This window comes from Guptibacillus spartinae, from assembly GCF_028610625.1.
GTDB classification, from domain to species: Bacteria; Bacillota; Bacilli; order Bacillales; family Guptibacillaceae; genus Guptibacillus; species Guptibacillus spartinae.
Genome location: NZ_JAQQWU010000022.1, coordinates 16,737 through 39,044 on the forward strand (window position 1 = coordinate 16,737; position 22,308 = coordinate 39,044).

General features: G+C 40.9%; 16 protein-coding genes, 1 rRNA gene and 2 riboswitches. Of the genes, 15 read left to right on the forward strand and 2 right to left on the reverse strand.

The genetic code is table 11. The features are described from left to right. Positions 1-3: 3 nt before the first annotated feature. The gene (locus tag PQ511_RS22370) at positions 4-405 is read left to right on the forward strand and encodes a TIR domain-containing protein (protein WP_273854131.1); all 402 of its coding nucleotides are present in this window, start codon (positions 4-6) and stop codon (positions 403-405) included. Between the two features lie 80 nt (positions 406-485). On the opposite strand, the gene PQ511_RS22375 is transcribed toward PQ511_RS22370, so the two are convergent. Next, on the reverse strand, positions 486-1,133 hold the full coding sequence (locus tag PQ511_RS22375) for a hypothetical protein (protein ID WP_273854132.1): 648 nt from the start codon (positions 1,131-1,133) through the stop codon (positions 486-488). Positions 1,134-2,014: 881 nt separating this feature from the next. Here PQ511_RS22375 and PQ511_RS22380 point away from each other — a divergent pair. The 8 genes from PQ511_RS22380 (at position 2,015) to PQ511_RS22415 (ending at position 12,192) form a co-directional block, all read left to right on the forward strand. Then, a complete protein-coding gene (locus PQ511_RS22380; RefSeq protein ID WP_273854133.1) occupies positions 2,015-3,601 on the forward strand; it encodes an L-lactate permease in 1,587 nt (528 codons plus the stop codon). Between the two features lie 77 nt (positions 3,602-3,678). After that, positions 3,679-4,383, forward strand: a complete 705-nt coding sequence (locus tag PQ511_RS22385) for a FadR/GntR family transcriptional regulator (protein WP_273854134.1) — start codon at positions 3,679-3,681, stop codon at positions 4,381-4,383. 80 nt (positions 4,384-4,463) lie between these two features. Continuing rightward, positions 4,464-5,180 carry a (Fe-S)-binding protein gene (locus tag PQ511_RS22390; RefSeq protein ID WP_273854135.1) on the forward strand — a complete coding sequence of 239 codons (717 nt, stop codon included), beginning with the start codon at positions 4,464-4,466 and terminating at the stop codon, positions 5,178-5,180. 12 nt (positions 5,181-5,192) lie between these two features. Beyond that, a complete protein-coding gene (locus tag PQ511_RS22395) occupies positions 5,193-6,617 on the forward strand; it encodes a LutB/LldF family L-lactate oxidation iron-sulfur protein (protein WP_273854136.1) in 1,425 nt (474 codons plus the stop codon). Then, the gene (locus PQ511_RS22400; RefSeq protein ID WP_273854137.1) at positions 6,617-7,324 is read left to right on the forward strand and encodes a LutC/YkgG family protein; all 708 of its coding nucleotides are present in this window, start codon (positions 6,617-6,619) and stop codon (positions 7,322-7,324) included. Before PQ511_RS22395 ends, PQ511_RS22400 begins: the two co-directional genes overlap by 1 nt. A 145-nt stretch (positions 7,325-7,469) precedes the next feature. Next, the gene (locus tag PQ511_RS22405) at positions 7,470-8,630 is read left to right on the forward strand and encodes a hypothetical protein (protein WP_273854138.1); all 1,161 of its coding nucleotides are present in this window, start codon (positions 7,470-7,472) and stop codon (positions 8,628-8,630) included. A 104-nt stretch (positions 8,631-8,734) separates the two neighbouring features. Next, positions 8,735-9,994, forward strand: a complete 1,260-nt coding sequence (locus PQ511_RS22410; RefSeq protein ID WP_273854139.1) for an MFS transporter — start codon at positions 8,735-8,737, stop codon at positions 9,992-9,994. A gap of 230 nt (positions 9,995-10,224) precedes the next feature. After that, positions 10,225-12,192: a catalase gene (locus tag PQ511_RS22415; protein WP_273854146.1), complete on the forward strand. Its 1,968-nt coding sequence runs from the start codon at positions 10,225-10,227 to the stop codon at positions 12,190-12,192. Positions 12,193-12,235: 43 nt separating this feature from the next. Here the strand turns inward: PQ511_RS22415 and fdhA are convergent, their stop codons facing one another. After that, on the reverse strand, positions 12,236-13,453 hold the full coding sequence (gene fdhA, locus PQ511_RS22420; protein ID WP_273854140.1) for a formaldehyde dehydrogenase, glutathione-independent: 1,218 nt from the start codon (positions 13,451-13,453) through the stop codon (positions 12,236-12,238). 363 nt (positions 13,454-13,816) lie between these two features. Between fdhA and PQ511_RS22425 the strand changes: the two genes are divergently transcribed. The 6 genes from PQ511_RS22425 to PQ511_RS22450 form a co-directional block, all read left to right on the forward strand. After that, positions 13,817-14,791 carry an AAA family ATPase gene (locus PQ511_RS22425; protein WP_273854141.1) on the forward strand — a complete coding sequence of 325 codons (975 nt, stop codon included), beginning with the start codon at positions 13,817-13,819 and terminating at the stop codon, positions 14,789-14,791. Then, complete coding sequence (locus PQ511_RS22430) at positions 14,788-16,038, forward strand: DUF58 domain-containing protein (protein ID WP_273854142.1); 1,251 nt, start codon at positions 14,788-14,790, stop codon at positions 16,036-16,038. Before PQ511_RS22425 ends, PQ511_RS22430 begins: the two co-directional genes overlap by 4 nt. Next, positions 16,025-18,193 carry a transglutaminase TgpA family protein gene (locus tag PQ511_RS22435; protein ID WP_273854143.1) on the forward strand — a complete coding sequence of 723 codons (2,169 nt, stop codon included), beginning with the start codon at positions 16,025-16,027 and terminating at the stop codon, positions 18,191-18,193. The genes PQ511_RS22430 and PQ511_RS22435 overlap by 14 nt, the downstream gene beginning before the upstream one ends. A gap of 37 nt (positions 18,194-18,230) precedes the next feature. Further along, a riboswitch (purine riboswitch) is annotated at positions 18,231-18,332 on the forward strand. Between the two features lie 150 nt (positions 18,333-18,482). Beyond that, on the forward strand, positions 18,483-20,021 hold the full coding sequence (gene guaA / locus PQ511_RS22440) for a glutamine-hydrolyzing GMP synthase (protein ID WP_273854144.1): 1,539 nt from the start codon (positions 18,483-18,485) through the stop codon (positions 20,019-20,021). 86 nt (positions 20,022-20,107) lie between these two features. Next, positions 20,108-20,209: riboswitch (purine riboswitch) on the forward strand. 147 nt (positions 20,210-20,356) lie between these two features. Next, positions 20,357-21,652: an NCS2 family permease gene (locus PQ511_RS22445; protein ID WP_273854145.1), complete on the forward strand. Its 1,296-nt coding sequence runs from the start codon at positions 20,357-20,359 to the stop codon at positions 21,650-21,652. Between the two features lie 555 nt (positions 21,653-22,207). Next, positions 22,208-22,308: ribosomal RNA gene (locus tag PQ511_RS22450) — 16S ribosomal RNA — on the forward strand; the annotation flags it as partial.

Consider the following 22,308-nt stretch of genomic DNA (forward strand, 5'->3'; position numbering starts at 1 on the left):
AAAATGACAATGAAAGTATTTATTAGTTATGACTATGATGAAGATAGAACCTATAAAAATATGTTAAAGGCATGGTCTAAGAATAGCGCAGAGCATTTTAATAATATTAATTTTGAGGATGGTTCTACTGACATATCAATAAATTCAACTGATCGCTCTGCTATTAGGAGGGCCATTTCGAGAAGAATGAATACATGTGATAAAATTATCGTGTTAGTTGGAGAAGAAACTTATAAAAGTGATTGGTGTAAATGGGAAATTGAAAAAGCTGAAGACCTAGGACTTTCCTTTGCAGCAGTAAAAATTAATAACTCTAATCAATCACCTAGTGAATTAATTGGTAAAGGCGCAAAATGGGCTAGAAGCTTTACAAAAACAGCAATTGAGAATGCATTGACTGATTAGAACTTTATTGAGCGTTACATGATGCATACTAATAGAGACCTCCACTTAAGTTTCAATTTAAATGGAAGTCTCTTTATTTGTTAATTTTCACTTAAGTGAGTAAACTCTTGTGCTAATGTTTTTCTAATTTCATATGCAATTTGTCTCATAGTGTATAAATGGGGATTCTTAATTGGTTCTGGTTGATTATTTCCTATCTGAAATGTTTCTCCAGTAGAGCCTCCTCTAGTTAATTCAGAGTAATCTTTTTTTAATTTATTATCTACATGTGCACCACCGTCTTGATTAGATAGGCTTAAAACTAGGGATTTCCTTGTAAAATCATCACCAACTCCGCTAGTCAAAATCGTTTGATTTTCCCACCAGTCATTAAATGGAATAAAGGATTCATTTTGCACGTTAGAGTCTAAATTTGAATAAAGCTTAGGGCCATTTAAATCAAACTCTTCATAATACATTGGTTTAGTCATAGGTTTAATAATTATTGTACCATCAGGTAACTTTTGTTTAGGTTGAACAGAAGAATCACAGAATAAGATACTTTTCTTGTTTAAGTGTGTAAGAAGGGATATAGATTTATTAGTATCATGGACCAGTACTCTTACTGTTGTAGCCATTCGTTTCGCTTCATTTAATTTTTCATCTTGATCAAATGCTTTAATTGAAGTTAATAGATGATCAAACTGTTCTATTAAATGTCCAATAAAATCGTTATAAGATAGTCCCATTTGTCTCACCTCCCCCTTTACTAGTTAAAATATTCCAAATATATTATTTCATTGTAGGAGAAAAAAGTATATAGCAATACGTTGAGTTACTGAAGAAATTTCTTATATCATTTATATTAGGTAGTAAGGGCGGCCGTTAGTTGAAGCTTAACCCTAAATTAACCGCAGGTTATGTAAGGAATCATCTATTATTTCGTGGATTATAGACAAAATGGAAGTTCACCTAAGATATAAATTAGGTAATATTCTTCTTGTTGAATGAGAGTATATTTTTAATTTTTCTTATATAGCCTATATGAACATAGATGAATAGTAGAAGAATATAAAATTATTTTACTGGTATAGAAAAGACCCGACGTTATATATTACTTCTGGAGCTCTCAAGTAACATATAAAGAAACATGATATTTTAGTGACCGAAAAGTTTGATGGAAGCGATTTTTATATCTATCGTAAAAAAAAGGGGAAATATTGCTATATCAAGGTTTTAATAATCAGTCTTCAAAATAATGTTTATGTGTTTAATGGGCGGCATGATGTAATGCATGCTCTCAGCTGCTCAGAATATCTGAGTGGATTAAGCTTCCTCCAGTTTTATAACTGGGGGGAGCTTTTTTTATATGAATAAGCGCAATGTAATTGTTTTATGAGAGTTAAAGCAATAGACAAACATCCCTCTATAGGCGTAGGTTCAGTTAAATTGTTTATCTATTTTTTGCTATAAAAAAGAATAACTTGTGAAGATTGAATTTTTAGAAAGAGCTTGTAACCTTAGGTGGATTCAGTATAAAATATAACAACAGGTCATCTGATGACCTGTTGTTATTAATGTTGACTGAAAGCGCTAACAAGTTATCGAATAATGAAGTGGAGGTATGTAAATGTTGTTGCTTGTAGCTTTAAGTGCCATTTTAGCTCCCTTTCTCTTTTTAGTACTCCTTCGGATGCCGGCTAAAAAAGGGATGTTTTTCAGCGCAATCATAGTAATCATCTTATCTTTTTTTGTATGGGGAGTAGAGGGAGACGTCATTTTAGCGTCTGTTTTGGAAGGATCACATAAAGCGCTCACGATTTTATTTATTTTGTTTGGGGCGATTGCGTTATTAAATACGCTTCGTCGAACGGGTGCTGTGAATCGCATTAATCAAGGGTTTCGAAATATCTCAACGGATATGAGAGTCCAAATTGTCATTGTCGCTTTTTTATTTGGCGCTTTAATTGAAGGGGCTGCAGGCTTTGGAACCCCGGCGGCGCTCACAGGACCACTACTTGTAGCGTTAGGTTTTACCCCGATGGCAGCAGCGGCCATTGCTCTCATTGCAGATAGTTCATCTGTTTCTTATGGAGCTGTCGGTACGCCAATTCAAGTCGGACTTAGTAATCTACCAGATGCAGGTTTGTCTTTTTACCGAGAGATTGGTGTGCAAATTGCTTTCTTTGATTTATTTGCGGGTACGTTGATTCCGTTTATATTAGTTGTCGTTCTCACTGTCTTTTTTGGAAGGAAGAAAAGTTTGAAGGATGCCGTTGAGATGCTGCCATGGACATTGATGATTGGACTTACTTATACGTCATCTGCTTATCTTTATGCGGTTTTGTTCGGTCATGAGTTTGTTGCGATCTTAGCTTCTCTTACTGGTTTAGTTGTCGCTACGATCACTGCAAAGAAAGGGTTTTTGCTTCCAAAGACATCGTGGCAGGATGCCCTTCAAAAGGATTTTGTCATCGAAGAAAAAGGCTCGAAGATGGGATTAGCGTCAGCATGGTCTCCATATTTGATTATTGTTGCCCTTCTGTTAATGACCCGAATCGTACCTGCCATTAAAAACTTTGTGTTAAGCTGGGTGGATTTATCCTGGACGAATATTATTGGAATCGAGGGGATCACATCCAAATGGCAAGTTTTGTATTCACCAGGTACGGTATTAATTTTGGCGACACTACTTGCCGTGGTTATTCAACGAAAATCCTTTCGTCATTTTTCGGCCGCCGCAAAGGAATCGATTATATCGATGAAAGATGCCGCATTAGCATTACTCGCCACCTTAGCTCTTGTACAAGTTTTTACGAACACAGGAATGAATGCGAATGATTTGATTAGCATGCCTCAATACATAGCGCAAACTCTTGCGAGTGGATTTGGTTCCATGTGGGTGCTTGCGGCTCCGTTTCTTGGTGAATTAGGAGCCTTTATTACTGGAAGTGCAACAGTGTCAACGCTAACCTTTTCACCGATTCAATATAGTATTGCAGAAGAAACGGCCCTTGCCAAGGATACCATTCTATCCTTACAAGTCATTGGCGCTGCTGCTGGGAATATGATTTGCGTTCATAATGTGGTTGCAGCAGGTACCGTTGTTGGTCTTTCTGGAAAAGAAGGGGATATCATTCGAAAAACGCTATTGCCTGCTTTACTTTACGGACTCTTAGTAGGGATAGCCGCTTTCGTTACAACGGTGCTGTTTTAATTTCCTGATAACTTTTCCAAATGTCCTTTTTAGAGTAAGATAGAAGTAACACATGATGGGAAGTTGGAGGAAAAATGGTGGACTATAAACCGATTCGATCGAAAAAGATCTATGAACAAGTCGCAGATTCTTTGCTCGAATCGTTAAAAAATGGCACGTTAAAGTCTGGAGATAAACTCGATAGCGTGGAAGTGTTAGCTAAAAACTTCAATGTTGGCCGTTCGGCTATTCGAGAATCGTTAAGTGCGCTTCGAGCAATGGGCATTCTTGAAATGCGCCAAGGAGAAGGGACGTATGTGAAGTCCTTTGATGCCTCGCGTTTTTCACTTCCTGTATCCGTTGCATTTTTGATGAAGTCAGAGGATCTGAAGGAACTATTGGAAGTACGAAAGATTTTAGAAGTTGGCGCAGCGGGATCAGCAGCTTCCTCCCATAAAGAAGAAGATTTGTCTCCAATGAAAGATGCCCTTAGGAAAATGGAAGAGGCAAAGGGCAGTGGTGAGATTGGGGATCAGGCTGATTTAGCGTTTCATATGGCATTAGTGAAAGCGACTCACAACCACATGCTCATTAATTTAATGAATAGTGTCTCGGAAATTATGATGCAGGCGATGCGAGAAACGCGCAAACTGCTTCATACGCCTGAAGGTACGGAACGTTTGTTGCAGGAGCATCAAACCATATTAGCCGCGATTGAATCTCGTCATGAGGAAAAAGCAAGGGAAGCGATGTTAGCGCACCTTAACAACGTGGAAGCTTCACTAGCGAATTTCATTAAGTAAAGGGATCTGAGTAACACAGTTTCCTTTTTATTTCTAATAGTCATCAGATGACCTTATGTTTAAAGTGGGAGGGATTAATTATGAAGGTTTCGTTATTTATTACTTGTTTATGTGACACGTTCACACCTGATGTTGGGAAGGATACGGTCGAACTGTTAGAGCGGTTTGGATGTGAAGTCGACTTTCCAGCTGGACAGACGTGTTGTGGACAGCCTGCCTATAACAGTGGATACAAAAGCGAGTCAATCAAAGCGATGAAGCAAATGATCAAAGCTTTTGAACAAGCGGAATATGTAGTTGGACCATCTGGTTCCTGCGTCCATATGCTGAAGGAATATCCGAAAGTATTAGCTGATGAACCGGAGTGGGCAAAGCGAGCACGTAAACTTGCGGACAAAACATTTGAGCTCACCCAGTTTTTGGTGGATGTTCTAAAAGTGGAAGATGTAGGTTCTACATTTACAGGAACGGCAACGTATCATCCATCTTGTCATATGACGCGTTTGTTAGGCGTTAAGGACGCTCCGAGAATCCTATTAGAAAATGTGAAAGGTCTAAATCTTATTGAACTTCCAATGAAAGAGGATTGCTGTGGATTTGGCGGAACATTTGCTGTGAAAAATTCGCATATATCCGGGCAGATGGTGCAAGAGAAAGCCGAGCATATTGAAGAAACGAAGGCTGACTACTTAATTGGTGGTGATATGGGTTGCGTCATGAATATGGGCGGTCGGTTACGAAGGAATGGACAAGAAGTAAAGTTTCTTCATATTGCACAAGTATTGAACACGCAGTGAGGAGGGATAGAGATGAGTATTAAAATAGGGCATAAACTTTATGCTGAACGAATTCAAGATGGTCTTAATAATGCCTTTATGAGAAAAGCTGTTTCGAGTGCTCAAGGACGCTTCAGGTCAGGACGGTTAAAAGCAGCAGAAGAACTCGGGGATTGGGAAGATTGGAGAACCCTAGGTGAAGAGATTCGTTCTCACACGATGGAAAACCTGGATTATTATTTGCATCAATTGAGTGAGCAGGTGGAAAAACGAGGCGGAACCGTCTTTTTTGCCGAAACAGCAAAAGAAGCGAACGAGTACATTCAGGAGATCGCAAAGAAAAGACAAGCGAAGAAAGTCGTTAAATCAAAATCAATGGTGACTGAAGAAATTGGCTTGAATGAAGCACTCGAAAAAAGCGGGTGTGAAGTTGTTGAATCAGACCTGGGTGAATGGATTTTACAGCTTGACGAGGATCCGCCTTCTCATATCGTGACGCCGGCGCTTCATAAAAATAAAGAGCAAATCCGCGAAACGTTTAGGAAGAAGAAAGGCTATACCGGTTCAGATGATCCGGTCGAGCTCGCTGCTTTTGCTCGTGAACAATTGCGGCAGGACTTTCTAGAAGCCGATATTGGGGTAACGGGTTGCAACTTTGCGGTTGCAGAATCTGGAGCAATCACACTCGTGACGAATGAAGGAAATGCGAGAATGGTTACCTCTCTTCCTGATACTCAGATATCTGTCATGGGCATGGAGCGAATTGTGCCTACGTGGGAAGACTTAGAAGTTGTTGTGAGCTTGTTAACGCGTGCTGCTGTAGGGCAAAAGCTCACGAGCTATATTACAGCATTAACTGGAACACGTCTTGAAGATGAAGTAGATGGTCCGGAAGATTTTCACCTTGTCATTGTAGACAATGGACGGTCGAAAATACTTGGGACGGAATTTCAATCAGCTCTCCATTGCATTCGCTGTGCTGCCTGTATTAATGCGTGTCCCGTGTATCGTCATGTTGGTGGGCATTCATATGGATCGATTTATCCAGGACCGATTGGAGCTGTCCTAACTCCTTTACTGGATGGGTACGACGATCACAAGGATCTCCCCTATGCTTCAACCCTGTGTGCTGCCTGTACGGAAGCATGTCCTGTCAAAATTCCGCTTCATGAGCATTTAATCAGACATCGCGAAATCATTGTGGAACGCGAAAAAATGACGACCAAAGCGGAAAAAATGATGATGATGGGTTTTGCGAAGTGGGCTTCCACTCCAGCCGCTTATAAGCTATCGACGAAAATGGCAAGAACGACGCTAAAACCATGGACGAAAGAGGAATATATTGAAAAAGGGCCAGGGCCAATGAAAGGCTGGACAGAGCAACGAGATTTTCCAGCGCCATCGAAAGAGCGCTTCAGGGATTGGTACCAAAAACGAGAGCAAAGGAGTGATCAGTAATGGCCATTCATAATCGTGAAGCATTTTTGGACAATCTGGCAGAGCAGCTAGGGCGTTCACGAAAAATGAAAGTAGAACCCCCCCTTTATTCCGTTCATCCGCAGGAGCGCGTGTTTCAAGGAGCAACGCAAGAGGAGCTCGTCGAGAAATTGGAGGAGCAGTGTAAAATCATTCACACGTCTTTTATGAGAACGGATTTGGAGAGGCTAGGAGATAGGTTACGCTCTGTCCTTCTAAACTATGATGTAACGAAAGTAGTCGGTGCAGGTGGATCAAGGAATGAAGCAACCGGCTTAACAAACTTCTATCAAGAAATGCAATCTGAGGGCTATGATGTTCACATTTGGGATGAAGCGAAAGGGCGAGAAAATGTCTCGTTTGCTGAACGAGCAGGGGCTGGGATTGTGTTCAGTGATATCACGCTAGCTGAATCTGGAACTGTTACGTTGTTTAACGATCGGTATAATGGTCGCTCAATTAGCTTACTACCAGAAACATTCATTGCGATTATCCCAAAGAGTACGCTCGTGCCTCGAATGACGCAAGCGAGTCAATTGATTCATGAGGAAGAGAAAAAAGGGAATCTTGTTCCCTCTTGTGTAAGCTTTGTTACTGGTCCAAGTAACAGCGCGGACATCGAAATGAATTTAATTGTAGGTGTACATGGACCGGTAAAAGCGACTTATATTATTGTCGATGATCTTTAATGTGCCAAGTCATTAGCGGACCCTTTTGTAAGTTTATAAAACTTCAAAAGGGTTTTTCGCTTGTTTGAAAGGAATATTCTGTATGCATCCTTTTTCTAGATCGCTATAATGAAAGCTAGAGTTGCCGCCAGAGGAGGATAAAATTGTGCAGGAGAAACAGAAAAAAGGAAAAAAGAAAGGGATGTCTTCCACAGGGAAGATGGTTGCCTGGATCGTTGGAGGTGTCGTCCTTTTTCTTCTCATCTTGACTGGGATCATCATCTGGATCGTGATGACGTATTTTAGTGGATTTTTTGCTGATCCTGAAGATGAATTAAATAAGTATATGAAAAAAAAGTACGGGGAAGAAATTACCCTCGTTTATGCTGGGAATCGTAATGAAGCAAACTTAGGAGATACAGAGCATAAAGTCGCTCTAAAAGATAACCCTGACTTTGATTTTTGGATTGATGTTAACGGTTTTTTTCGCACCATTGTTGAGGGAGATGACTACGAAAAAGGGAAGAAAACTTACGAGAAGTACCAAACGATTGAAGACGACATGTTGGATATTAGCGAATTTGGCTTTACTAGAATACAAGTAGGACAATACAGTACATACCTCGATTATACGGAAGAAGGGTTTTATCGCTTAAATGTTCAGGATGATCACTTACTGAGTCGCTACGGATTAAAAGAAGAAGAGTTAAAAGATATGATGGAACTGATTGAATGGATTCGATCAAAAGGTGTGGATATTGGTCAATTGATGGTGTTTGGCCGCCCGGATGAAGCGAAGGAAGGCTACCAGATTGAGTTACTAATTAAAGATGTCCAGTTGATTTCATCGATAGCGGATTTGAAAAAAGAGATTGCAGAAGAACATCCAAGTACGCTTAGTCATGAGATTGAGGAACAAATGATACCGAAAATGAAGACGTTAGAGGAAGAGCGGATCATCCCGAACGTTTCCGATCAGGATACACATGAAGCGCATTGGATCAGTTGCAATGCAATCGATCAGGATGGCAAGTGTTCGAATATGCTGCTAGCGCTTTACTATGAAACGGATGGTTTTTATCCTGGACATCCTTATGTTATACAAGATTTAACGAAAGTATTTGAATGGATCAAGCCTGAGCTTGGTCAGGATGGGAGTGTCACCATCCAAGTGATTGAAAAAGGTGTGCAACAGGAGCCATTATTAAATTTAATCGAACTTGATAAAAGTGATGAGAGTGAGATGGTAGGCATTGCCCTGGAGAATGATCAGAAAGAATTTCAAGAATTGAAAATGGAACAGGAGCAAGGAGAAGGAGAGGAATGAGGTTAATCCGCCTTAAGGCGGAGGGGATTTCAAACCATGGGTCATCGTCTTACCTTACTGCTTTTCGATACACTTAAGCTATCAAAAAAGCAGAGGTGTTGGGGATGGCATTAAAGGAAAGCGTGCTTGAACAAAATGAGCACATTGAGAAAGTCGATTCTATATTTAGAAACAAAAACTTTCTTCTCTTATGGGGAGCGGCATTTTTATCTAGTTTTGGCATTTCCTTTTTTCTTTTTTCGGAAAGCTGGTATATCGTCAATGTACTAAATCTTGAAGCATCGCTAGGATTAATTTATATTGCATCAAGCATTCCTAGATTATTGTTTATGATTATCAGCGGAACAGTTGCGGATCGAATGAGTAAAACAAAAATCATGTTTCTTTCTGATTTTTCGAGAGGGCTCTTGCTTGGGGGACTTGTTCTCTGGTTCATTTTCGGAGATGTAACACTATGGACGTTTGTTGGAGTGGCCTTTTTCTTTGGTATTCTAGATGCGTTTTTCTGGGCTGCGGAAAGTGCTGTAATTCCATCCATTATCCGTAAGGAAAACCTTACGAGAGGTAATTCCATTATCCAAATGACAAATCAGTCTTCTTTTATCATTGCTCCCATGCTAGCTGGATTATTAATTGCGTTTGGTAGCTATGAAGTGGTCTTTACGATAACAGCGATCATGTTGTTTCTTGGTAGTATGCTAATCTACTTGATGAAGATTCCAAAGCGAGAAGTAGAGCAGGAGACGAATGAACAATCTTTTTTCGAGACTTTTAAAGAAGGACTTCTTTATGTAAAGGAGTCAAGGGTTTTAGTTGTCGTCGTGCTAACAACCGTTTTTATGAATTTATTTCTCGTTGGTCCTATGTCGATGGGGCTTCCGCTTTTCGTGAAATCTATTTTGAATGGTGACGCAATGACGTTTAGTTTGCTAGAAGCAGGAGCGGCCGTAGGGATGTTGATCGGTTCCATAGTCGTTGGTGTTCTTAATTTAACGAAAAGACGTGGGAAAATTGCGCTACTGACTCTTATTGCTTCAGGTCTTGCTTTTATCGGTCTAAGTTTCTCGTCAGTGCTATGGGTGAGTATTCTTATGCTAGTTCTGTTTGGTGCATGTCTTTCTGCAAGCAATATCCCTTTTATATCTGCGATACAAGGTATGATTGACGAGAAGGTACTAGGACGAGTCATGGGGTTGATCTCTCTTGCTTCGATGGGGCTTATCCCGGTCAGCTATGCAATGACTGCTCTTTTGCTTTCTACAGGCATTGGGATTCATCACATTATGGCAGGTGGGGCTGTATTAGTTGTTTTGTATGCCTGCTTTGTCTATATAAGGTTCCATGAGTTAAGAAATGTTGATTAATTGAATAGAAGATGCTTTTTGAGCTAGGATGCACTCCGTTATCAATGAAGATAATGGAGTTTTTTATTGGCTAAATAACCCAATATATTGAAAAATAATGTTTGAATTCAGTCAGTTGGGGAACCGCTCTATATGAGATTTTACATATCGACATAGCGGGAGGAATTATAGTGAGCGAGAATAAAAAGAAAAAGCAGTTAGACCAATATAGCACGACGGATGAAGGCAAAATGACTACAAATCAAGGACTTAAAGTTTCGGAAGATGAATTCTCTCTAAAAGCAGGCGAACGCGGCCCAACGCTAATGGAAGATTTTCATTTTAGAGAAAAAATGACGCACTTTGACCATGAGCGCATTCCTGAACGTGTTGTGCATGCAAGAGGTTTCTCAGCTCATGGGGAGTTTGAAGTCTATGAGTCTCTTGAAGAAATCACAGACGCTGAATTTTTAAAAGATCCTTCCAGAAAAACGCCGGTGTTTGTTCGTTTTTCAACAGTGGCAGGTTCAAAAGGGTCTTCTGAAACGGTTCGAGATGTCAGAGGATTTTCAACACGTTTCTATACGGATGAAGGAAACTATGACTTAGTTGGAAATAACATACCGGTCTTTTTTATACAGGATGCGATTAAATTCCCTGATTTAATTCATGCTGTTAAACCAGAGCCTCATAATGGTATGCCTCAAGCTGCTTCTGCTCATGATACATTCTGGGATTTTATTGCGAATAATCAGGAATCCGCCCATATGGCGATGTGGGCAATGTCGGACAGAGCTATTCCTAGAAGCTTACGTATGATGGAAGGATTCGGCGTTCATACCTTCCGTTTTGTAAACGCCAAAGGAGAGGCCCGTTTTATTAAGTTTCACTGGAAACCAAAGTTAGGTATCCATTCCCTTGTGTGGGATGAAGCACAAAAAATCTCGGGTAAAGATGCTGATTTCCATCGTGGGGACTTATATGAGTCTATTGAAAATGGTGACTACCCTGAGTGGGAACTGGGTGTGCAAATTATCAATGAAGAAGATGAATTTAAATTCGACTTTGATGTACTAGATCCAACTAAAATTTGGCCAGAAGAAGATATTCCTGTAAAAATCGTTGGGAAAATGACGTTAAACCGAAACGTTGAAAACGTCTTTGCTGAAAATGAGCAAGTTGCGTTCCATCCGGGTAACGTTGTAAAAGGGATCGACTTCTCAAATGACCCTCTACTTCAAGGACGCTTGTTCTCTTATACGGATACTCAAATCAACCGTTTTGGTAGCGCGAATTATCATGAGTTGCCAATTAATCGACCTGTTTGTCCGTTCTTTAACAACCAGCGCGATGGATTTATGCGTCAAACAATTAACAAAGGCCAGGTAAGCTATCACAAAAATTCTCTTGCTGATAATCAGCCAGAACCAGCTACGGAAGAAGAAGGTGGCTATGTTCATTATCAAGAGAAAGTAGATGGTCATAAGATTCGAGCACGCAGTGAAAGCTTTAAAGACCATTTCTCTCAGGCCGTTCTTTTCTTTAACAGTATGAGCGATGTGGAAAAAGAACACATTAAGAACGCCTTTAGCTTTGAGTTAGGCAAGCTAGAAAGTAAGTCGGTTCAGCAACAAGTCGTGGATATGCTTGCGAATATCAATCTAGACCTTTCTCAAACCGTCGCTCAAAATATTGGAGCGAAGGAACCTAAAGAAGGCGGATCCGATATTACAAAAACATCACCTGCGCTTAGTCAATTAAATACAACGTTTACGCCAGATACTAGAAAAGTGGGCGTGATTGTAGACAATGGCTTTAATGGAGAAGAGCTCATTCAAGTGCTTAATGAACTGAAAGAAAAAGGCATTAAACCAGAACTTATTAGTGATAAGCGTGGAGTGAAAACCGCTACTGATGGAGCTGAAGCAGAGATTGATCACACGTTCCTGACATGTGATTCTGTTCTTTTTGATGCGATTTACGCAGTTGGTGGGAATCAGGAAAATAAAGGATTCTATCAATCAGCCAATTACTTTATTAGTGAAGCTTTCTCACATTTTAAACCGATCGGTGGAACACATGAAGGTATGAAGTGGTTAGAGAATAACGATTTAGTCGGTCAACCTGGAGTTGTCACTGGTAAAGATATGAATGAGTTTGTAAAAGAATTCAGTCAAGCGATTGCGACGCATCGCCATTGGGATCGTGAATTAGTATAAATTCAATCTAAAAAAGGTAGCCTCTCGGGGCTACCTTTTTTCATTACCTCTTCAACATTCCATGGGGATCAATGACAAATTTCTTTGATACTCCACTATCAAATTCCTGATAGCCTTGAGGTGCTTCATCTAAACTGATAACGGTTGCATTTACGGCCTTTGCAATATCGGCTTTGCCATTTAAAATCGCCATCATTAATTGACGATGATACTGCATCACAGGCGTTTGCCCTGTTACAAAATGATGGGCTTTTGACCAGCCAAGTCCAAATCTTACTTTAAGGGATCCTTGCTTGGCATCTTTATCATCTGCTCCGGGATCCTCTGTTACATATAACCCAGGTATACCCATCTTTCCTCCAGCCTCTACAACATCCATCATCGTATTTAGCACAATAGCCGGCTGCTCTTCGTTATCTGTTCCGTGTCCATAAGCTTCAAATCCAACTGCATCAATGGCACAATCGACTTCAGGTATACCGAGAATTTGTTCAATTTGTTCACCTGGGTCATTGTGTTCTTTGAGATTAATTGTTTCACAACCGAAGCTTCGGGCCTGAGCGAGACGTTCTTCTTTTAAATCGCCTACGATCACAACCGCAGCACCGAGCAATTGAGCGGAATGGGCTGCAGCAAGTCCAACTGGTCCTGCTCCCGCTACATACACAGTGGAACCAGTTGTCACTCCTGCACTAATCGCTCCATGGTAGCCGGTAGGGAAAATATCCGATAGCATCGTTAAATCGAGAATTTTCTCCATCGCTTTTTCTTTATTAGGGAAGGGGAGTAATTGGAAATCTGCATAAGGCACCATCACGTATTCGGATTGTCCGCCTACCCAGCCGCCCATATCGACGTATCCATAAGCAGCACCCGGACGTTCGGGGTTCACGTTCTGACAAATATGGGTATCCTGACGTTTACACATTTTGCATCGCCCGCACGCTACGTTGAATGGAACGGAGACAATATCTCCTTTTTTAATAAATTCCACATCTCTACCAACTTCAATAACTTCACCTGTAATTTCATGACCGAGTACTAAACCGGATGGAGCTGTTGTACGACCGCGAACCATATGCTGATCGCTCCCGCATATATTCGTTACGATATTTTTCAAGATCACCCCGTGCTCACATTTACGACCGACGTTGCTTTTTGGAACACCTGGACCCTCACGAAGAACTAAATCCGGATAGCTAATATCCTGAACTTCTACACGACCTTCACCTGTATAGACGACACCGCGATTTCCTGCCATTTGTATTCCTCCTTTTCGTTTTTAGACGAGTGGGACGGGAGGCATAGGATGACCTTATGTACTCACCTCATTGTAGTGGTATGAAGCTTCGAAATTCTTTTGATGTTATCATCTGTAGGGTGCATTCCCTTTTTCATCCAGTATAAAACGATGAGTCATGCCGCTGGTGTCATTGTAGGAGTGGTGAAAAATGAAAATAAAGGAAAACTTACTTCTTATTAACGTGACGAAAGACTTTTTTGTTACAATAAGGTTATGAGTATTCAGACATTTATCCATACCACTTTTATGCATAGATGATAGGAAATGAGACCTATTTTTAGGATGTTTAACCGCAGATCAAGATTATTGGAGGAATCAATTATGAGTTCATCGTACCAGTTTGATGCATATCATCCAGCTGTTAAGCAAGTCATTGAAAATATTGAAAAGGTGATGGTGGGGAAGCGAGATGTCACCGAGCTAAGTTTGGTTGCGTTACTTGCTGGTAGCCATGTGCTACTTGAAGATGTACCTGGTGTAGGAAAAACGATGATGGTTCGTGCTCTGGCTAAATCAGTTGGTGCTCAGTTCAATCGCATTCAGTTCACACCAGATTTGCTACCTTCCGACTTAACTGGTGTTTCCATCTTTAATCAACGTGAAATGAAATTTGAATTTCGAAAAGGTCCGCTTCTAGGTCATATTATTTTGGCTGATGAAATCAATCGAACGTCGCCCAAAACACAGTCAGCTCTCCTTGAGGGAATGGAAGAGGGGAATGTAACTGTTGATGGAGAAACTCATATTCTCCCACAGCCGTTTTTTGTGATGGCGACCCAGAACCCGATTGAATATGAAGGAACATATCCGTTGCCAGAGGCTCAGCTTGATCGCTTTCTATTAAAGTTACGAATGGGTTACCCTTCTCCGGAAGAAGAGCTTGAAGTTTTAAATCGTACCGAGCACGCCCATCCAATTGATTCGATCGGCACCGCTCTTGAGCTTCAAGAACTGCTTGACATGCAGAAAAAGGTAAAGGCTGTTTTTGTTGATGAGTCGGTGAAGCAATACATTATTGATGTTGTAAGTAGAACCAGAAATAATACATCGATTTATCTAGGCGCCAGCCCACGTGGTTCTCTTTCTTTGATGAAAGCGTGTCAGGCGTATGCATTTATGCGCAATCGTGATTACGTCCTACCAGATGACGTGAAATTTTTAGCTCCTTATGTCTTATCTCATCGCATTATTCTAAAATCGGAAGCCGCATTTGAAGGGCAGAAGCCAGAAGAGATTATTAAAGAAATTCTTCATCGGGTTCGTGTACCTCTTCGGAGGGAAGAGAAAGTGAAATGAGAGACAAGCTTGCCAATAATAGAGTGTTAAAGTTCTTCTTTTTAGGGCTTCTTTTTCTCCTTACTTTTTCTTATGCCATGTTTCAGGGAGGCTTTGTAAGCTGGTTTCTTTTCTATAGCTTTCTCCCTTTTGTTATCTATTCTTTCCTTCTCATTTTTTACCCGCTGAAGGCTATTAAGATAACGCGTGATGTGAGCCACACGGAATTAACAGATGGTCAGGAGTTAACGGTAACGATACACATCGAACGAAGTAGTCGCTTTCCACTTTTTTATTTAGTGGTGGAAGATGTGCTACCTGAAAGACTCGTATCCTATGCAAAAGAGTCGTCATCAAACTATCAAAAGCGATCGCTCGCTCTATTGCTTCCAATGTTTAGAAAAAAGTTAACTTTTCGCTACACCATTCAATCCATTCCAAGAGGAGAATATTATTTTAGGAAAATCCGCTGTAAAACAGGTGATTTATTTGGATTTATTCAACATGACAATGTGGTTAAGAAAGAGCAAGCGATTTATGTTCTGCCAAACTATCAAGAAATCTCATGGTCGCCTTATAATCAGCAGATTTCAGGGACAAGACCATCTCCTAGAAAAGCGGATTTAGATTACTCGACTGCTGTAAGTGTGAGAGATTACGTACCTGGAGACAAACTGTCGTGGATTGACTGGAAAGCAACAGCGCGTGGCTCGAAATTACTCACGAAGCAATTTGAACAGCAAATTAGTCAGGACTATATGGTATTTCTAGATCGAGAAACAGCACACTACGGTCGGGTCGAATCTCCTTTGTTTGAGAAAGCAGTTAAACTTGCTGCTTCTGTGACAAATGCTGCATTAAAGCAAAATGCGATGATTGGACTTGTTTCGTCGGGTAAGGATCACTCGGTTTTAAGCATTAATGGAGGAAAAGCGCAACGGAGGAGAGTGTTTCATCACTTAGCCCGAGTTCAAGCGAATGGGAGTACGACGTTCGATACGGTTGTTAAAAGAGAAGCGCACCATTTTCCGGCAGGAACAGGTGTGGTGATGATTAGTCCTTCAATCGAAGGATCGTTTACCTCAACGTTGAAAGAGCTCGTTGCCCGAAAGGTCCAAGTTGAGTTTTTTTATGTGGCTGAGCACATTACGTTGGAGCAGCAAGCTGAAATTAATCAGCTCATGCAGTATGGAATTAAGGCTCACGTGATAGTCGGAAATTCATTTAGTGAGGAGTTAAAAGGGGGTGGAAAGCGTGCAACAAGCTAATGAAAAAACAGACTGGTTTTACGCTCTTCTCCTCTACGGGTTAGGTTTTCTATTATTCTGGGAATGGCTACGGCCACTCTCGATTATTTCGGATACAGGTCAATCTGAAATTTTTATCTTATTTACCGCTTTTTTGTTTTTGCTTTCGTATTTTCAACTGCCATTTTGGCTGTCCTTTCCGATCAAAGGCGTCGCGATGGTCTATGCCTTGCATGAAATGTTCTTTCCTGGCTCCTTCTTTGACTTTTTGTGGCTTAATTACTTTCTATCGGACCTTTCTCAGAATGTAGGTTTTTTATTCGATGGCCGATTTGATCGCCTCTCGAATGTATTTCGAACGTCATTGTTTTTTGTTTTACTTTGGCTCATTAGCTACTTAATGCAGTATTGGTTGATACAAACAAGAAGGATCTTCTTATTTCTGTTAGTAACGATTGTCTACATTTCAGTGATTGATACGTTTACAACTTATGAAGCCGACCAGGCCATTATTCGCATTGTCATTATCGGTTTTGTATTACTTGGTTTACTGCAAATTCTCCGCATTCAAGAACAGGAGGGTGTTTCATTTTCGAAAGGGCGCTTCCCTGTCTACTGGCTCATGCCACTGGTCATTGTCATTGCGTTCTCCTCTTTATTTGGTTATATTGCGCCGAAAGCAGAACCTCAGTGGCCAGATCCTGTCCCCTTTTTGAAAAAAACGACTGGAGATGATGGCGTAGGGAATAACGGGGACGGTATTAGCAAGATTGGTTACGGAGAGGATGATTCTCAGCTTGGTGGCCCCTTTGTGATGGACGATACGTCGGTATTCACCGCACAAATTAAAGACAGAGGCTACTGGCGAGTTGAAACGAAGGATGTTTACACAGGAAAAGGGTGGGAATCTTCCGTACGTGACCGCGTGATGTTTGAAGGGAGTACAGAAACGTTATTTGAAGATGACGTGGAAGTAGAAGCCTTTGATATGAAGATGAACATGACAGGAAATGAAGAATTTGATTTCATTGTCCATCCTGGCCAGGTAACTTCGATTGAAACAGGAAAAGACGTACAGCTCCTTGAAAATCCCTTAACGGGAAAAGTGTTTACGCAAAACCTTGGTGAATCGGTTGTTCTTGATAATTATAACTTAGAATATGAATCACCTACGTTTTCAGAAAAAATGTTACGAGAAGCATCAACTGAATATCCAGAACGACTTGCGAATACGTATCTTCAATTACCTGAAACTCTTCCAGAAAGAGTAGGAGCTCTTGCTGAAGAGATAACGAGTGAAGAGGATAACCCTTATGATCAAGCACGAGCAATTGAAAATTACTTCGTTGGAAATGGGTTTGTATATGAAACAACTGATGTTGCTATTCCAGGTGAAAATGATGACTATGTTGATCAGTTTCTTTTTGAAACGCAGCTCGGTTACTGTGATAACTTCTCAAGTTCGATGACTGTTCTTTTGCGAAGCCTCGGCATTCCAGCGAGATGGGTGAAAGGATTTACGGAAGGCGAATTTGTTGCCGCTGCAGGTGACTATCGTGAATACGAAGTAACAAATAATAATGCGCATTCATGGGTCGAAGCTTATTTTCCTGAAGTAGGATGGGTTCCTTTTGAACCAACGCGTGGTTTCTCGAACCAGGCTAACTTTGTTAGTGATTATAATGATGATGAAGCGACAAATACAGAGACGCCGGATCCAGCTCAATCTGAGGAAGAGCAGGTACAGCAACAAGAACAGCAGCCTGAGGAAAAGGCAGCAACAGGATCGTCATCGTCTTCATTTGAATGGTCGGTGTGGTATACGGTTGTGCTCATTGGGATTTTTCTTCTCTTATGCTACCTCGCAGTTAAGAACTACAAGAAATGGTTAAAGCGATTAATCATTTCAAAATATAAGAAACGGGATGATGATAAAGCATTATCTGAAGCTTACTTCCGACTGCTATGGTTGCTCGACTTGCACGGCATTAAACGTGGCGCAAACCAGACGCTTAGAGAGTATGCTGTTCAAGTTGATCAGAAGCTTCATACAAAAGATATGAAAGAATTAACCCGTCATTATGAAGAGAATTACTATCGTGGGAAAACGACTAATGACAGCTGGGGTGAAATGAAGAAATTGTGGGAAAATTTAATTAAAAAGATGCAATCTTGACCGCTGTATAGACGGTTGATAGAATGAATCCATAGTTTGAACAGAAAGTTGTAACCTTCGTATATCCCTGGGAATAAGGCCCAGAAGTCTCTACCGGATCACCGTAAATGATCTGACTATGAAGGCAGATACTCCTCGTATAAGCGCCAGGATTCTGCCTTTGTACCATGGCAGAGTTCTGGCTTTTTTATATAACTTGGAGGTTAGAGGTTGAAAAGCTTATCAATCTTTCGTTTTTTATTCGATTTTGGAAATGCTACTAGAGACTAAATAGAAGTGAGGGAATGAGATGTTAGAAGAACAGGAATCCATTATTGTCCTCGATTTTGGTGGGCAGTACAATCAACTCATTGCGAGACGTATTCGTGATCTTGGCGTATTTAGTGAATTGCATCCGAACACAATTACGGCCGAAGAAGTTAAGAAGATAAACCCGAAAGGAATCATTTTCTCGGGTGGCCCGAACAGTGTGTATGGAGAAGGTGCACCGCGCTGTGATGAAGAAATTTTCGAACTCGGTATTCCGGTTCTTGGAATCTGTTATGGCATGCAATTGATGACGCACCACTTTGGTGGAAGTGTAGAAGCAGCCACACATCGTGAGTATGGAAAGGCAATGCTTACCATTACCGATAAGTCCCCTTTATATGATGGTCTACCAGAAGAACAATCTGTATGGATGAGCCACGGTGATTTAGTGAAAGCACCACCTGAAGGATTTGAGATAGCTGCAACAAATCAATCTTGTCCAGTAGCTGCAATGAGTGACGCTTCTCGTCACCTATATGGCGTTCAATTCCATCCAGAAGTTCGTCATACAGAGTATGGAAACGAATTGTTAAAGAATTTCGTGTACAAGGTATGTGAATGCAAAGGTGAATGGTCAATGGAGAATTTCATTGATGAGCAAATCGATACAATCCGTGAAGCGGTTGGAAATAAAAAAGTTCTTTGTGCGCTAAGTGGCGGGGTCGATTCTTCTGTAGTAGCGGCGTTAATTCACCGAGCGATTGGTGATCAGCTAACTTGTATGTTCGTGGATCATGGCCTTCTTCGTAAGGGTGAGGCAGACAGCGTTATGAAAACCTTTGGTGAAGGATTCGACATGAACCTGATCAAAATTGACGCGGCAGAGCGTTTTCTTACAAAGCTAAAAGGCGTAACGGATCCAGAGAAGAAACGTAAAATTATTGGTAACGAATTTATCTATGTGTTTGAAGAAGAATCTGAAAAGCTAGAAGACATGTCCTTCTTGGCACAAGGAACACTTTATACAGATATCGTTGAGAGTGGGACAGCAACGGCTCAAACGATTAAATCTCACCACAATGTAGGTGGGCTGCCTGAGGATATGAAGCTCGATTTAATTGAGCCGTTAAATATGCTTTTCAAAGATGAGGTTCGTAAAGTAGGAACAGAGCTTGGTCTTCCTGACGAAATCGTTTGGAGACAGCCATTCCCAGGCCCTGGTCTTGGTATCCGAGTCATTGGAGAAGTGACGGAAGAAAAGTTAAAAGTCGTTCGTGAATCAGATGCGATCCTTCGTGATGAAATCAAAAAGGCTGGCCTTGATCGTGATATCTGGCAGTATTTCACGGCACTTCCTGATTTCCGAAGTGTGGGTGTAATGGGAGATGCAAGAACTTACGATTACACGATCGGTGTTCGTGCTGTAACGTCTATTGATGGCATGACCTCAGATTGGGCGCGTATACCATTTGAAGTTCTTGAAATTATTTCTACAAGAATTGTCAACGAAGTGGATCACGTTAACCGCGTGGTGTATGATATTACTTCTAAGCCACCGGCTACGATTGAGTGGGAGTAAACACGAACAAAAAATATAATAAATAGATAAAATGTTCGTGTTTTGTGTTGACGGCACGTTAGATAGCTGATACACTACAAAAGTAATTAAATAGAACGACCATCCATCGTATAACATCGGGAATAAGGCCCGAAAGTCTCTACCAGGTTACCGTAAATAACCTGACTACGAAGGAAATAGTGAAAGTAGTGAAAGTAGTTGCTCGTGTAGCAACTCTTGACCCATTTTCTCTTTTCCTATTAGTCCGCTCCGGGTAGAGAACCCGGAGCTTTTTTCTTTTTTAGAACAAGAAATGGTAGCGAATATGGATGCAGGGAATAAGGGGGAACTAAGAAATGGATCGTTTTTTTCGTTTTAAAGAACATAATACAACATACAGAAAAGAAACTATTGCAGGGCTAACTACCTTTTTATCAATGGCTTATATTTTATTTGTTAACCCGGCTGTGCTAGCTGATGCCGGAATGGATCAAGGAGCTGTCTTTACCGCTACGGCTCTTGCTGCTGCACTTGGTACTTTAATTATGGGTGTGCTAGCAGGATATCCAATCGCTCTAGCTCCGGGTATGGGTTTAAATGCGTTTTTCACCTACTCTGTAGTAACCGTGATGGGAGTACCGTGGGAAACGGCGCTTGCGGGTGTGCTTGTTTCTGGAATTATCTTTATTATTATTACCATTTTTAAAATTAGAGAAATGATTATTAACGCAATTCCAATGGAATTAAAATACGCAGCAGCAAGCGGGATTGGCCTGTTTATTGCCTTTATTGGCCTTCAAAGCGCAGGAATAGTTCAGAACAACGATTCGACGCTCGTACAACTAGGGGATCTTCTTGCAGGACCAACCTTGCTTGCGGTATTTGGATTAATTATTACGGTTATCCTAATGGTTCGAAACGTAACGGGTGGGATTTTCTATGGAATGGTGATCACCGCCATCGTAGGAATGATCTTTAACCAGGTGCCGCTTCCAAGCGGGATTGTCGGTAGCGTGCCAAGTCTTGAACCAACGTTCGGTGTGGCTTTCGGGCACCTAGGTGATTTGTTTACGATTGACATGCTTGTAGTCGTTCTAACGTTCTTATTCGTTGATTTCTTTGATACGGCGGGTACGTTAATTGCTGTAGCCACTCAAGCTGGCATAATGAAAGACAATAAGCTTCCAAGAGCCGGAAAAGCTTTATTTGCAGATTCGTCTGCAACAGTTCTTGGTGCTGTACTTGGTACGTCAACAACAACCGCTTATATTGAATCATCATCAGGAGTAGCGGCTGGTGGTCGAACAGGCTTCACTTCTGTGGTAACGGCAGGATTTTTCTTGCTAGCATTATTTTTCTCTCCGCTATTAGCGGTCGTGACACCTTCCGTCACAGCGCCAGTATTAATTATCGTAGGTGTGCTGATGGTGAGTGTGCTTGGAAACATTGAGTGGAAACGATTTGAGATTGCTGTCCCTGCGTTTCTAACAATTGTTGCAATGCCACTAACCTATAGTATCGCTACGGGAATTGCGCTTGGATTTGTTATGTACCCGATCACCATGGTTGTAAAAGGGGAAGGGAAGAACATTCATCCAATTATGTACGGACTTTTCTTCGTCTTTATCGCCTATTTTGTATTCTTAGCATAATAAGTTTAAAAGCAGCCGAACCGGCTGCTTTTTTTATGAAGATGAACAAGTTGTTACTAAATCATTTTTTTATTGGGGAGTGCTTAATCAAACGTTTGTTTAATGATGAAAAAAGCATATCTGGATTGGTTATTAGAAAAACTTCATTATATGGGATCGAATAAAAGTGATGGAGAATTCTATTCTTATGCAATGTTTTAAACTATCTACGTCCTAATGTTTTCATGAATTTGATAAAAGCCATTGACCATATCCCGTTTTACTGATAGAGTAGAGAACGTTGTTAAGAAAACGACAACGAGCACATGAAAAAAATGATTGACTTCATTTCAATATTCATGTATTATGAATAACGTTGCCGCTGAAAGAAGCGTGTAACACTATGAAAAATACTTTAAAAAAGTTGTTGACATCAAACGAAACAACATGGTATATTAGTTGGGTCGCTGAAAACGACAACGAAAGAAATGAATTGCTCTTTGAAAACTGAACGAAACGCCATGTAAGTAGTTGTTTCTACGGAAACAAAATGTTTTAAAAGCTAGATTAAGCTTTCTATCGGAGAGTTTGATCCTGGCTCAGGACGAACGCTGGCGGCGTGCCTAATACATGCAAGTCGAGCGAAGAGATGGGAGCTTGCTCCCTGATCTTAGCGG